Origin of the sequence: Paraburkholderia susongensis (assembly GCF_900177725.1) — a bacterium.
In the GTDB taxonomy this organism is placed as follows: Bacteria; Pseudomonadota; Gammaproteobacteria; order Burkholderiales; family Burkholderiaceae; genus Paraburkholderia; species Paraburkholderia susongensis.
On the sequence record NZ_FXAT01000010.1, the window covers coordinates 204,334 to 218,210 of the forward strand.

At 65.5% G+C, this 13,877-nt stretch carries 12 protein-coding genes; 1 reads left to right on the plus strand and 11 read right to left on the minus strand.

Going from position 1 to position 13,877, the window contains the following annotated elements:
* Nucleotides 1-99 precede the first annotated feature (99 nt).
* The 10 genes from B9Z01_RS25875 to gltS form a co-directional block, all read right to left on the minus strand.
* Nucleotides 100-381 (minus strand): YciI family protein, encoded by a 282-nt coding sequence (locus B9Z01_RS25875; protein WP_085488335.1) that lies wholly within the window; start codon nt 379-381, stop codon nt 100-102.
* Between the two features lie 72 nt (nt 382-453).
* Nucleotides 454-1,653 carry an amidohydrolase family protein gene (locus tag B9Z01_RS25880; protein WP_085488337.1) on the minus strand — a complete coding sequence of 400 codons (1,200 nt, stop codon included), beginning with the start codon at nt 1,651-1,653 and terminating at the stop codon, nt 454-456.
* On the minus strand, nt 1,643-2,707 hold the full coding sequence (locus B9Z01_RS25885) for a sugar phosphate isomerase/epimerase family protein (RefSeq protein WP_244196160.1): 1,065 nt from the start codon (nt 2,705-2,707) through the stop codon (nt 1,643-1,645). The genes B9Z01_RS25880 and B9Z01_RS25885 overlap by 11 nt, the downstream gene beginning before the upstream one ends.
* A gap of 50 nt (nt 2,708-2,757) precedes the next feature.
* Nucleotides 2,758-3,609, minus strand: a complete 852-nt coding sequence (locus B9Z01_RS25890) for an ATP-binding cassette domain-containing protein (protein WP_085488341.1) — start codon at nt 3,607-3,609, stop codon at nt 2,758-2,760.
* On the minus strand, nt 3,599-4,657 hold the full coding sequence (locus B9Z01_RS25895; protein WP_085488343.1) for an ABC transporter ATP-binding protein: 1,059 nt from the start codon (nt 4,655-4,657) through the stop codon (nt 3,599-3,601). The genes B9Z01_RS25890 and B9Z01_RS25895 overlap by 11 nt, the downstream gene beginning before the upstream one ends.
* Before the next feature lie 14 nt (nt 4,658-4,671).
* Entirely contained in the window at nt 4,672-5,520 is an 849-nt protein-coding gene (locus B9Z01_RS25900) for an ABC transporter permease (RefSeq protein WP_085488344.1), read from the minus strand.
* Nucleotides 5,517-6,569 carry an ABC transporter permease gene (locus B9Z01_RS25905; RefSeq protein WP_085488346.1) on the minus strand — a complete coding sequence of 351 codons (1,053 nt, stop codon included), beginning with the start codon at nt 6,567-6,569 and terminating at the stop codon, nt 5,517-5,519. The genes B9Z01_RS25900 and B9Z01_RS25905 overlap by 4 nt, the downstream gene beginning before the upstream one ends.
* Complete coding sequence (locus B9Z01_RS25910) at nt 6,566-8,176, minus strand: ABC transporter substrate-binding protein (RefSeq protein ID WP_085488348.1); 1,611 nt, start codon at nt 8,174-8,176, stop codon at nt 6,566-6,568. Before B9Z01_RS25910 ends, B9Z01_RS25905 begins: the two co-directional genes overlap by 4 nt.
* A gap of 94 nt (nt 8,177-8,270) precedes the next feature.
* Nucleotides 8,271-9,251, minus strand: a complete 981-nt coding sequence (locus B9Z01_RS25915) for a LysR family transcriptional regulator (RefSeq protein ID WP_085488428.1) — start codon at nt 9,249-9,251, stop codon at nt 8,271-8,273.
* Nucleotides 9,252-9,351: 100 nt separating this feature from the next.
* Complete coding sequence (gltS, locus tag B9Z01_RS25920; protein WP_085488350.1) at nt 9,352-10,554, minus strand: sodium/glutamate symporter; 1,203 nt, start codon at nt 10,552-10,554, stop codon at nt 9,352-9,354.
* Nucleotides 10,555-10,838: 284 nt separating this feature from the next.
* On the opposite strand from gltS, the gene B9Z01_RS25925 reads away from it, so the two are divergent.
* The gene (locus tag B9Z01_RS25925) at nt 10,839-11,231 is read left to right on the plus strand and encodes a DUF6232 family protein (RefSeq protein WP_085488352.1); all 393 of its coding nucleotides are present in this window, start codon (nt 10,839-10,841) and stop codon (nt 11,229-11,231) included.
* Between the two features lie 162 nt (nt 11,232-11,393).
* Here B9Z01_RS25925 and B9Z01_RS25930 read toward each other — a convergent pair whose 3' ends face one another.
* Nucleotides 11,394-13,847 carry a glycogen/starch/alpha-glucan phosphorylase gene (locus B9Z01_RS25930; RefSeq protein ID WP_085488354.1) on the minus strand — a complete coding sequence of 818 codons (2,454 nt, stop codon included), beginning with the start codon at nt 13,845-13,847 and terminating at the stop codon, nt 11,394-11,396.
* Between the last annotated feature and the right edge of the window lie 30 nt (nt 13,848-13,877).

Sequence of the window (13,877 nt, forward strand, 5' to 3'; positions counted from 1 at the left end):
GGATAGCGCAGACAAACTCATGCCATCGTTCTCTTCGAGACAGCCGAAAAAAATGCGCTCGTACCGCAAGGCGCGAGCGCATCGATACGAGCGAATCCTTTAGCCAATATTCTTCTTGAAACGCATGATGAAAGATCGCTCGTAGATGCCAGCCTTGGTGAACGGATCATTCTGGTGATAAGCGACCACTTCTTCGCGCGAGTCCGCTTCGATCAGCATGAAGGTTCCCACGTAGGCGTCCCCGCTGTCGCTGGCGCAGACGGGACCGCCCTCTATGATCCTGATCGCTCCACTGTCGAGATAGGCCTGGCGCTCCTCGCGATGCTTGCGGCGAAGATCGAGAGAGCCGGGTGCGTCGAGGCACAAGCGTACGTACAGCATTTTGTTCTCCTTAAGATAATTTCCACGATTTCCGCGATGTTTCGTCTGAACTCTTGCGTCATGACTCGTGCGTCAGCGCGCGTGCCTGATGCACTCGCCGTCCCGGGCCACGACCTGCCCGCGCTTCACGACCAGCTTGCGCACCGGCTGGCGCGCAACCGTTTCGGCAATGCCGGACGCGGCGACGACGAACAGGTCAGCCGCACAGCCGACACTCATGCCGTAATCGGCGCTGCGCATGATCCGCGCGCCGCCGAGGGTGCAGATATCGAAGGCGAGCGCAACTTCATCGTCCCGGCAAAGGCGGTTGCGCAGGCCGATGAACATCGCGCGGCTGAGCATGTCGGCGTCGCCGTAGTGCTTCCACGTATCGCGCACGCCGTCGTTGCCGGAGCCGACGCGGATGCCGGCCTGCGTCAACTGACTGACCGACGGCGCCGCCCAGCCGCTCGGTCCCGTCGTGATGACGGCAATGTCGAGCTCCGCGAGCTGGTCGAGCAGCGGGCCCACGATATGACTGCGCTCGGAGCCGAGGCAGAACGCGTGGCTGATCGTCACTTTCCCGTTCATGCCCAGCGCCCGCACGCGCTCGAAAATCAGCGACAGCGTGAGCGCCCCCATCTCCTCCGGCTCGTGCAGGTGGATGTCGACCGGTCGCCCGAAGGTCTGCGCGAGTCCGAAGATGGCATCGAGATGCCCTTTGGGATCGCGGTCGATCGCATAGGGGTCGAGACCGCCGACCCAGTCGCACCCCATCGCCATCGCCTCGCGCATCAGCTCCAGCGTGCCGGGACGCGACATCAGGCCCGACTGCGGAAACGCGGCGAGCTGAATATCGATCAGATCTTTCCATTCGTCGCGCGCGCTCAGCACACCTTCCAGACAGGTCAGTCCATTCTCGGTGTCGATGTCGACGTGGGTCAGGATGTGCGTGGTACCCTGCGCGAGCGACAACTCGATCTGCCGCGCCGACTGCCGCGCCGCGTCGATCTCCCACTCGCGGCGCATGCGGCGCTCGTAGCGGATCTTGTCGACGAGCGCCGGCCCCGCCGTGTTCTCGTGCCACGGCATGCCGAGCAGCGTCTTGTCCAGATGCGTGTGCGCATCGACGAGACCCGGCAGAACCAGTTCGCCCCGCAGCGACTCGACGGGCGTGCCGCTCGGCGCTTCGAGGTTCGTCCCGATGGCCGCGATCCGTCCGTCGCGCACGATGACATCCTGGATTGGACCGGCGCCGGGCCGGCCGCCACGAATCAGTAGATCAGCGGTCATGGGATGCCGTCGTCAGCTCGCACCCGGCGCTGGGCGCATCCTTGAGGGGCAGAGAGAAGTCCTTGCAGATCCGGCGGATATGGCGTGCCGTGTCGAGAATGTCCTCGATGGTCTCGGCGTAGCCGGGCCGCCGCTCGGCGAAGGTCTCGAAGTCCGGCACCTCGCCCGTCGCCACCCGCCGGTCGCCCTCCTTCACGAGCGCGAGGAAGGCGTCGAACTCCTCCGGGCTCAGGTCGGGATGGGCCGCGCTCCATTCGCTGTCGTGGATGTCGATGCGCATCTTCACCGGCGTGCGCGGCCGGTCGTCGTGCGACATGTCGTTCTCGATCGACAGGTTCAGATCGGGGTTATGCGCCGTCAGGAGCGGCAGGATCGCGGCGAAGTCGACGGAACCGCCGCCGCACGGGCGCGTCTGGTAGCGCACGCCCTCCGGGCCGCTCGCGACCAGCGCATCCTTGATGTGCGTCTGGCGCACATAGGGCGCCACGCGCCGCGCGGCGAACACCGGATGCTCGGTACGCTGCAGCACGTTCGCCGAATCGAACACGATGCCGATCGCATCCGGCCCGACCGCTTCGACGAGCCGCACGATTTCGAACGTCGTCGCTTCCTCATGGGTTTCGATGTTCAGGTGCACGCCGAGGTCGCGCGCGATCGGCGCGAGCTTCTTCAGGAGTTTCTCGGTGGCCGCGAGCTGCTCATGCCAAGCGACATCGGTGCGGAACCGGTCGGTCGAGTACTTGCCGACGAAGGCAGTCTTGTAGTTCGCCATCGCCACCCACAACTCGCGGCATTCGATCGCGGCGCACACCTCCATCATGCGGCGAAAGCCGTGCAGGACGTCGCCGTTGCCGACCTCGCGAACCTCCGGGGTTTCCGGCAGCGCGTAGGGGTTGACCTTGCCCACGCCGGTCTCGAGATACATGCCGAGGGCGTCGGCCCGCGCCCGCACCTCGCGGAGATAGCCGAGGTCGAGACTCGGCGACATGTCGAGCACGGTTCTGAAGAACACGCCCGCCATGCCCAGTTCCCGCGCGCGTTCGAGTATGCCCACCGCGCCCCACTTCCTCGCCTCCGGCATCTTCTTGCCGTCGATTCCTAGTCTCATTTTGACTCCATAGCGAAGGCGGCACCGTTCAGTGCCAGCCGGTTCAGTTTTCGTAGCGCGCGCCGCTCCCGCGCCGCCACGGGATCGGGAATCGGCATCGCGCCGAGCAACGCCTGCGTGTAGGGATGGCGCGGACTGTCGAACACGCTCGCGCGATCACCCGACTCCACCACGCGGCCGTGGTGCAGCACGTAGATGCGTTCGCAGAAATGCCGCACCACCGCGAGGTCGTGCGCGATGAAGAGGATCGTCAGGCCGAGCGCGCGCTGCATGTCCTGCAGCAGATTGATCACCTGCGCCTGCACCGACACGTCCAGCGCGGACACGGGTTCGTCGCAGATCAATAGGCGCGGGCGGATCGCCAGCGCCCGGGCAATGGCGATCCGCTGACGCTGTCCGCCCGAGAACGACTGGGTGTAGCGCGGAAGATCGCGCGCGCCGAGCCCCACCATCTCCAGCGTCTCGACAACGATGTCGCGCCGCTTCGCCGCGCGCTTTTCGATGCCGTGAACGATCAGCCCTTCGCCGACCAGTTGCTCGACATTCATGCGCGGATTGAGGCTCGCGAACGGATCCTGGAAGACCGGCTGGACCTCGCGGCGAAACCGCCTGAGTTCGGCGCGGCCGGCGTCCACGACGTTCATGCCGTCATAGACCACCGAACCGGAATCGGGCATGAGCAGGCGCAGCGCGCAGCGGATCAGCGTGGTCTTGCCGGAACCCGACTCGCCGACGAGGCCGATCGCCTCGCCCGCATCGACAGACAGCGACACGTCGTCAAGCGCGATCGCACGCGCGCGACGCCCGTCCGCAAACGACTTCGACAGATGATTCAGTTCAAACAGCATCCGATGCTCCCCGTTCCTCAGCGTGGTGACAGGCAATCCTGCGCGCCCCGAAGGTGCGCAACGGCGGCACGACGCCGCGGCAGACGTCGGTGGCCGCCGCGCAGCGCGGGTGAAACGCGCATCCCGCCGGCCGCTCGCCGGGTGCGACCGGCGAGCCTTGCACCGCCGCCAGCCGCTCGACGGTGCGGTCCACGCGCGGCACCGCGGCGAGCAAACCTTCGGTGTACGGATGGATCGGCCGCTCGAACAGCGCATCCACCTGCGCGTCCTCGACGATGCGACCCGAGTACATCACCAGTACCCGCTCGGCGAAAGACGCCACCACGCCCATGTCGTGCGTAATCAGCAGCACGGCCAGCTCCCGCCGCGCGGCGACGTCGTCCAGCACGTCGAGCACCTGCTGCGCGATGCGCACATCGAGCGCCGTGGTCGGCTCGTCGGCGATCAGGAGACGCGGCTCGCAAATCAGCGCCATCGCCAGCACCACGCGCTGACGCATGCCGCCGGAAAACTCGTGGACATAGGCCTTCATGCGCCCCTCTGCGTGACTCACGCCGAGTTCCGCAAGCAATCTGACGGCGCGCACGCGCGCCTCCCCACGCGACACCCCTTGCACCACCAGCGCCTCGATCAGTTGCTCGCCGACCGGCATGATCGGATCGAGCGACGTAAAGGCATCCTGGAACGCCATGCCGATCCGTTTGCCCCGCACGCTGCCGAGCTTGCGCTCGGGCAGGCCAAGCACCTCGATGCCGTCGACGAGCACCCGCCCCGCAAGGCGCAGCTTCGGGTTGAGCCGCATCAGCGCGCGCGCGGTGACTGACTTGCCCGAGCCCGATTCGCCGACCAGCGCGACCTTTTCGTTCCGTTTGATCGTGAAGCTCACGCCGTCCACGAGACGCGTCGCCTCGCGCCGCCGAGGCAGATCGACGCTCAGCCCCTCGACCTTCACCAGCGTGTCGCTGTCGACGTCCGACGCACAGCGGGCATCCGTTGCGGGCAAGGTGCCCGCGCGCGGCGAAGCGTTCTCGGTATTCGATTCGATCATGTCAGTTCCCGGCATCATTCGCGGCCTCGCAGACCCGGATCGCGGCGCACCTGCAGGATGTCGCCCAGCAGGCCGAAGCCCACCGCGGCCAGCACGATCGCGACGCCCGGCGCGGCCACCACCCACCATGCATTCGCGACGTACCCCTTCGCATTGGCGATCATCGCCCCCCATTCGGCGCTCGGCGGCTGCGCGCCGACGCCGATGAACGACATCCCCGCCAGCACCAGCACCGCGCCGCCGATATCGCCGGCCCATTTGACGACCAGGATGTCGAGCGAATTGGGCAGCACGTGGCGCGTCATCAGCCGCCAGCGCGAAACGCCCATCGCCTGCGCGCCGACCACGAACTGCGCGGTCATCGTCTGGCGCAGGATCGCGCGCAACAGCCGCGCCGTCACCGGCCAGCCCGTGATGGCCTTGGCGATGATCGCCGATTGCAGGCTCGGCCCGAGCGCCGCGGCGAAACCCAAGGCCACCACGAGCCCGGGCAGCGCCAACCCGATGTCGGTGATACGCATCAGCGTCTCGTCGAGCCAACGTGGCCCCACGGCGGCGAGCGTGGCGATCAGCACGCCGATCAGCGAGTACGCAGTCACGATCAGCATCGCCGACAGCAGCGTCGCCCGCGCGCCGGCAATCACGCGCCACATGACGTCCCGCCCCTGGTCGTCGGTACCGAACCAGTGCGCCGCGCTCGGCGGCATCAGCGCATTGCGGATGTCGGACACATAGACGGAATCCGGCGCCACCATCGGCCCGAACACGGCCATGACGACGAGCAGCGCGACGAGCATGTACACGCCGGTGTCGAAAAAGGATGGCGTCGTGCGCAGCGCGCCACGCGCAATGGACAGGTTCATCGTTTGCTCCCGTGAAGTTGAGCGGCGCGGATGCGTGGATCGACCGCCAGCAGCAACAGATCGACCAGCACGTTGCTGACGCAGACCACGGCGCCGACGAAGAGCACGGCGCCCAGCACGGCATAGGTGTCCTTCTGCTCGACCGCGTTGGACAGATACGCGCCCACGCCCTGCCGGCCGAACACGCTTTCCACCAGTACCGACGAGCCGATCATCATGCCGAGCAGCACACCCGCGAGCGTGACCGTAGGACCGATCGCATTGGGCAGCGCATGCCGCAGCATGATCCGGGCGAACGACGCGCCCTTGGCCCGCACCGGAACGATGAAGTCGCTTTCGAGAATCGCGATGAGCGAGGCGCGCAGGGTCCGGAAGAACTGCGCGGCGAAGAACGCCGCCAATGAGATGGCCGGCAGCACGAGGTGGCGCACGGCGTCGGCGAACGCCGCGAGATCACCGGCGAGCAGCGTATCGACAACGGGCATCTGCGTGCGGACCGGCACGGAGAAGTCGAGACTCTGCTGACCCGAGATCGGCAACAGGCCCCAGCGGCTCGCGAGCACGTATTGCGCGAGCAGTGCCAGCCAGAACGCCGGCATGCCCCCTGCCGCAACGGCGACCACCCGGCAGGCGCGATCGAACGCGCTGTCGCGCCAGGTGGCGGCGGCCACCGCCACCGGCACCGCCAGCAGCAGGCTCAGCAGCAGCGTGACGATCACCAGTTCCAGCGTGCTCGGGAACACCTTCAAGACATCGTCCAGCACCGGCTGCTGCGTGCTGATCGACGTGCCGAGGTCGCCCTGCAGCACGTGCCCGACGAAGCGCCCATACTGGACGGCGAGCGGCGCGTCGAGCCCCATGCGCTGGCGCACCGCCTCCACCTGTGCCGGCGACGCCTCCGGCCCCGCCGCCACCTGCGCCTCGTCGCCCGGAATCGCCTTGGTCATCGCGAACACCAGCGTGACGAGGCCGAGCAGCGTGAGCACGGTCGAGACCAGCCGGCGCGCGGCGAAGAATACGCCCGGCAGCCCTTTCGATTGCGCGCTCATGGCTTGGTCGCCAAACGCAGGTCGGCGGGCGCGAGCGGGAACACCACCTTGTTGACCTGCGGCGTCTGAATCTGCTGCGGCCGGTACATGGCGGGACGGCCGACGGTGTAAAGCGGCATGATGACCGAATCCCGGTCGAGGATCACCTGGACCTGCTTGTACAGATCGCAGCGCTTCGCCGCGTCGGACGAAGCCTTCGCGGCATCGAGCAGCGCGTCCACCTTCGGGTTGGAGTATCCACCGCGGTTAGTGCCCACCGCATCGGAGCGGTAGCCGCGCAGCAGGATCGCGCCCGGGTCGGGGAACTGCGCGAAGTCGTCGAGCAGCATCATCTGCGGGATGGTGTCGAAACGCGCGACGCTGGCGAGATAGGCGGCGAACGAGATCGGCTCGAGCTTGAGCTGAACGCCGATCTCGGCCAGGTTCGATTGCAGCAGCGTCGCTTCCAGGCGCTGCACCTCGACGGTCGGCTGAAAACGCATCGTGAGCTGCAGATTCTTCACGCCGGCCTCGGCCAGCAGCCGCTTCGCCTCGGCGACGTCGCGATGGGCCGCGGGCAGATCGGGGCGGCAGATCATCGTCGAGGGCAGCGGGCCGTTGGCGATCACGCCGGCACCCTGGCGGATCGCGTCGAGGCCACCCTGGTAGTCGTAGGCGAGCCGGATCGCGCGGCGCACGCGCGCGTCGGCCGTCGGGCCCGTGCGCGTGTTGAAAATGATGTTGGTCTGCAGTTCGGGCTTCAGATGCGCGTCCTTGACCCGCCCGCCCTTGTCGAGCAACGCCGCATCGCGGTAGCCCATGCCGAGCACGGCAAGGTCGATGTTGCCGGCGAGCAGCTCGTCGCGCTGGGTGCCGCCTTCGTCGATCCGGCGGAACACGATCTGCTCCGGCCGGCCGGCGACCTTGTTCCAGTAGCCGGGAAACTGCGATACCACGATGTCGGCATTGCGGCGGCCGCTGAAAACATACGGGCCGCTGCCGGCGTCATGCGATTGCAGCCATCCCTGGGCATCGTCGGTGCCCGCGTTCGCGGCCGCGAGTTTCGCCTCGAGGATGTAGACCTTGGAGAGCGCGCCGGGAAACAGCGAGTCAGGTCTGGAAAGGTGGATCGTCAGCGTGCGCGCGTCGGCAACCGTGGTCTTGTCGTAGCCGTCGATCTGCGATGCGATGCCGAGCCCGAGGCGCTTGAGTCTGTCGAGCGTATAGGCGACATCGTTCACAGTGACCGGGGTGCCGTCGTGAAATACGGCGCCCGGGCGCAGCCGCACGTCGATCGACTTCGCGTCTTTCGCAAGCTCGAAGGTCTCGGCCAGTTGACCGACGAGCTTGCCGCTCGAGTCGTAGGTCACGAGCGTATCGTACAAGGTGCTGGCGATGAAGCTCGTCTGCGCATAGTCGGTGCGCATCGGATCGAGCGTGGCGACCACGCCGCCGTTGGCGAAAATCACCGTCCTGCTTCGATCGAACTTCGTCTGGGCTATTGCCTGCGCGGACAACACCAATGCCGCCGCCGCGCCGAGCACGGCAAACGGCCGCCCCCATCGTCCCGTTACTGCCTGTCTCCTGATTTTCATCCATTCCTCTCTGGCCGTGAGCGACATGGACATCGCCACTCGTGCAGAGCAGTGTATGGGCGCTCAAAGCGCGGGGAAACTGAAAATATCGGGGGACGCGATAACCGACTGGAATGGCGAAAACCGTCTAGCCTTCCGCACGAGCGCCGCTGCCGGAAAGCGCGGCCACTTCGCGCAGGCATTCGATGAACATGCGGCAGGCCGGCTTCAGCTCCTTGTCGGCGCGCACGGAAAATCCCACGGCGCCGAGACTGCCGGCCGGTTCGTCGTCCAGCACGCAGAGCAGCCCTGCGTCGACGAACTCGCGCACCGTCGAGCGCGACATCAGGCAAACGCGCGAGGTCTCCATCAGTAGCGTGATATTTGCGAGGATCGACGATGACTCGATGGCGTCGCGCGGGATCGGATAGCCGTGACGCCGCAGGTAGTTGTCCACGGCGGGCCGGGAAGGTGACTCGGGCACGGGCAGGACCCACGGAACATCGCCCAGCTCGGCCGGATCGATCCGGGTGTTCGCCGAAACCCGCGCCGCCCAATGGCGCGTGCCTCCCACGAGACAGAGCCCCTCGTCGAACAGCACTTCGTGCCGCAGCGAATACGCGTGCGAGTGCGGCTGCGGCGGCAGCCGCCCCATTGCCACGTCGATCTCGCCGGATGCAAGCCCGGAGAAAAGCCGCTCGATCTGGTCTTCCCGGATCGTCACGAGCACGTCCGGCACGCGGGATTTCAGCTCGATCAGTGCGAACGGCAGCAGCTTGGCCGAGGCCGACACCGAAGTCCCGACCACCACGTGCCCGCTGGTGCCTTCCTTGTAGGCATTGACCTCGTCGGTCATATCCTGGAAATCGGCCATCATCGACTTCACGCGGCGGCCGAGCAACGCGCCAAGCTCGGTGGGCTGCACACCGCGGCTGGAGCGCTCGAAAAGCGCGCCGCCGAAGTATTGCTCCAGTTCATGGATGATCTTCGAGATGGCGGGCTGCGTGAGCGCCAGTTCATTGGCCGCGCGTTGTAGCGAACCGGTTGCGAGCGCGCGCTCGAATACCATGAACTGATAGAACCGCAGCTTACGGCTAAGGGAGAGCTGAGACCAACGCACGTGGGACATTGCGGCGCCGACGTAAAAGCCTTGGATCATAAGTGGATGCCGCGCTGTAAACGATCCGGGTATGCCCTAGGCATAGTTCCGGACGCCGCGCCAGCCCGCCTCAATGAAGAAACGGCAGCGCGAGAAACAGCTTGATGACGACAGCATTGACAATATCCATGAAGAACGCGCCCGTCATCGGGACGATCAGGAACGCGATATGGGAATGGCCGAACCGGTTCGTAATGGCCTGCATGTTCGCGATCGCGGTGGGCGTCGCGCCGAGCCCGAGTCCGCATTGCGCCGCGCTCAGCACGACCGCGTCGTAGTTGCGGCCCATCATCGGGAACGTCACGAACACGGCGTAGAGCGCCATGAGCAGCGTCTGCGCCGCAAGGATCGTGATGATCGGCACCGCGAGCGCGGCCAGCTCCCACAGGTCGAGCCGCATCAGCGCCATCGCGAGAAAGAGCGCGAGACTCACGTTGCCGACGAGCGCGACCGCATGCTGGTCGAGCTGCACGCGCACGAGTGCGAGCACGTTGTTCAGGATCACGCCGATGAACAGCACGCACACGAACGTCGGCAACTCGAACACGGTTCCGGCGAGCCGGTCGGCGAGCACCTCACCGCCGGCGAGGCAAATGGAAATCAGCGTGAGCGTCGTGATGATCGCGGCGGGCGTGGTGGGTTGCTGAGCCTTGGGTTCTTCGAAGACCAGCGTTTCTTCTACGCGATCCTTGATGCGTCGCATCTCGTCGTCACCGATTCTGCGCATCAGCAGACGTGCGATCGGACCGCCGAGCACACCGCCCATGACGAGCCCGAACGTCGCGCAGCCGATCGCGATCTCGGCCGCCGACTGCACCCCATGATGCTCGGTGAAGACCTGGCTCCATGCGGCGCCCGTGCCGTGACCGCCCGACATCGTGACCGAGCCGCCGAGAATACCGAGGAGCGGATCGACGCCAAGCGCGAAGGCGATCAGAATCCCGACCACGTTTTGCAGAATCAGCAGCCCGCTCACCAGCGCGAGAAAACGAATCAGTACCGGGCCGCCCGCCTTGAGGCTCGAGATGTGCGCGTTCAGGCCGATCGTCGAAAAGAACGCGAGCATGAGCGGTGTCTGCAACGTGGAATCGAACTTGACTTCGGTGTGCGCCGTGACGCGTATCAACAGTACGCATATGGCGACGATAAGACCACCCGCGACCGGCGCCGGAATCGAATAGGTGCGCAGCACGCCGACCCACTGAATGAGCTTTTCGCCGAGCAGCAGCACGAGCGATGTCGCAACCAGCGTTCCGAATACGCTGATATTCATGAAAGGCCTCCGGGCGGGAGCATGACAACGGTTCTATTTCCAGGCGCGACGTCGCGGCAAACTGGACTGGCACCCGGTCGCGCGCCAGAAAACCGTCGCGGGCTTCAACGGCTGCATGGTTCCTGCCGGGCAAGGAAGCGCGCGCAGTCATCCGCCATCTTAGCCAATCCTCCCGCGCACAGGATGAATTTCCTCGGCTCGACACAATCCGCACATGACATCGCGGCGCTGCCAGGCTTTGAAGTCTGCTACGCTGCGCCCTTCACCACCCTTGCACTCAACCGATGGAAACCCCTTTCAACGATCGAGGCGTGTCCGTCACGCGCAATGCACTCTCGTCCGCCGGCCAGGTTTTTCCGCTGCGCGATATCGTCGGCGTGCAGGTCGTCACCGTGCACAAGAACAAGGTCGTGCCGCTCGTGATCTCGTTTGCCGGCGTGATCGGCGCGATTGCCGGCGCCATCCTGCACTCGCCTGCGGGCCTCGTGTGCGGGATCATGCTCGTGGTGGTCGGCTGGCTGACCTGGGCGACCCAGGACGTGACGCATCGGCTCATGGTGCAGACGGCCGATGGCGAACGCGAGGCGCTCATGAGCACCGATCGCGAATTCGTCGAGCGTGTCGGCGCGGCCGTGCAGCAGGCAAAGGCAGCGGCCGCGACGGCGGCGAAGGTGTGAAGCCGGGCTTGCCCGCCTCAACACGAATTTGATGAGCGCCGCCGCGGCTTGCGCGTGCCGTCGAGGCACGCGCATTCTCCGCACGAGGCGCACGGAGCGCACGACGTGCACGGTGCATACGGTCGCTCCGCCGGAAAACCAGCGCAACGACCGCAACGCCACTCACTCGATATCGAGCGGACTCACACGCCAGATGTTGCGCGCGTATTCGCCGATCGTGCGGTCCGACGAAAACTGCCCCATTCCCGCGACGTTCTCGATTGCGCTTTCGGCCCATGCGCGCGTGTTCAGGAAACGCGCATCCACCTCGTCTTGCGCCTTCGCAAACGCGGCGTAATCGGCCAGCACCATGTAGTGATCGCCCCAATCGACGAGCGTGTGGAAGATATCCGAGAAGCGCAACGGATCGTCCGGCGAAAAGAAGCCCGAGCGGATCTGATCGAGTGCGGTGCGCACCTGCGCATTCTCCTCGTAGATCTGCCGCGGCCGGTAGCCGCTCGCGCGCAGGCTGTCCACTTCATCCGCGGTATGGCCGAAGATGAAGATGTTCTCGCGCCCCACCGCGTCGCAGATCTCGATGTTCGCGCCGTCCATCGTGCCGATCGTCAACGCGCCGTTGAGCGCGAGCTTCATGTTGCCGGTGCCCGACGCCTCGGTGCCGGCCATCGAAATCTGCTCCGACAGATCCGCGGCCGGAATGATGAGTTCGGCGACGCTCACGCCGTAGTTCGGCACGAACACGACCTTCAGGCGATCGCCGATCAGCGGATCGTGATTGACTTTCTCGCTCACGTCGCCGATCAGCTTGATGATCGTCTTCGCCATCCGGTACGCGGACGCGGCCTTGCCCGCGAACAGCACGACGCGCGGCGCCCAGTCGCGTTCGGGATTCTCGCGAATCTGGTTGTAGCGCACGATCACGTGCAGCACGTTCAGCAGTTGCCGCTTGTATTCGTGAATGCGCTTGACCTGCAGATCGAATAGCGCATCCGGATTGAACTGCAGCTTCGTGTGATGCGCGAGCCGCTGCACGAGCCGCAGCTTGCTTTGCCGCTTCGCTTCGCGAAACGCGTCGATGAACTCGCCGTCCTTGCGCAGATTGCGCAACTGCTCGAGCTCGAACAGATTGCTGCGCCAGTGCGTGCCGATGCGCGAATCGATCAGCGACGACAACGACGGACTCGCCTGCGCGAGCCAGCGGCGCGGCGTGATGCCGTTGGTCACGTTGGTGAAGCGCTCGGGATAGACGCTCGCGAAGTCGGCGAAGATGTCGCGCGTCATCAGTTGCGAATGCAGCTTCGACACGCCGTTCACCTTGTGGCTCGCGACGATCGCCAGATACGCCATGCGCACGCGCCGCTGCCCGTATTCGTCGACGAGCGAGATGCGGCGGATCATCTCGCCGTCGTGACCTCGCTGCTCGCTCACGTGCTTGAGAAACTGCGCGTTGATCTCGAAGATGATCTCGAGGTGCCGCGGCAACAGGCGCGCCAACATTTCGACGTCCCAGGTTTCGAGCGCCTCGGGCATCAGCGTGTGATTCGTGTACGAGAAGATCTGCGTGACGTGTTTCCACGCCTTGTCCCACGGCAGATGATGCACGTCGACGAGCAGGCGCATCAGCTCGGGAATCGCGAGCACCGGGTGCGTGTCGTTCAGATGCACCGCGACTTTCTCGGAGAAGCGCCCGAACGTGCTGTGCGTGCGCTGATAGCGGCGAATCAGGTCCTGCATCGTCGCCGAAACGAAAAAGTACTCCTGGCGCAGCCGCAATTCGCGGCCGGCCGGCGTCGAGTCGTCCGGATAGAGCAGGCGCGAGACGTTCTCCGACATGTTCTTCGTGTCGACCGCGTTGCGGTAGTCGCCGCGATTGAACGCGCCGAGGTCGAGCTCTTCGGTCGCGCGCGCGGACCACAGGCGCAGCGTGTTGGTCGCGTCGGTCGCATAGCCGGGAATCACGGTGTCGTGCGCGGTCGCGTTCACATGCTCGGTGTCGATCCATTCGACCCTGTCGTCGCGCTGCACCGTGCGCCCGCCGAAGTGCACCATGTACTTGATCTCGGGCCGCGGAAACTCCCACGGATTGCCCGCGCGCAGCCAGTAATCGGGCGCCTCGACCTGCTCGCCGTTGACGATCTCCTGGCGAAACATGCCGTATTCGTAGCGGATGCCGTAGCCGAAGCCGGGAATGCCGAGCGTCGCCATCGAGTCGAGAAAGCAGGCCGCGAGCCGGCCGAGGCCGCCATTGCCGAGCGCGGCGTCGGGCTCGATCTCGATCAGCGAATCCATGTCGACGCCGAGGCTCGCGAGCGCCTCCTTCATCTGGTCGTGAATGCCGAGGGCAAGCAGCGCGTTCGTAAAGGTTCTGCCGATCAGGAACTCCATCGACAGGTAGTAGACCCGCTTCACGTCCTGCTCGTATTGCAGGCGGGTGGTTTTCATCCAGCGCGCGACGAGCCGGTCGCGCACGGTGAGCGCGGCTGCGTGCAGCCAGTCATGCGGATGTGCAGTGACGGCGTCCTTGCCGACACCGTACATCATGCGATTCGAAATTGAGCGCCGTAGCGCGTCGACGGTACTGTTCAGCTGGTCGAATTCCAGATCGACGGCTGTCATCGAGGCCTCCGGGGAAAGTCGATGTGGCAT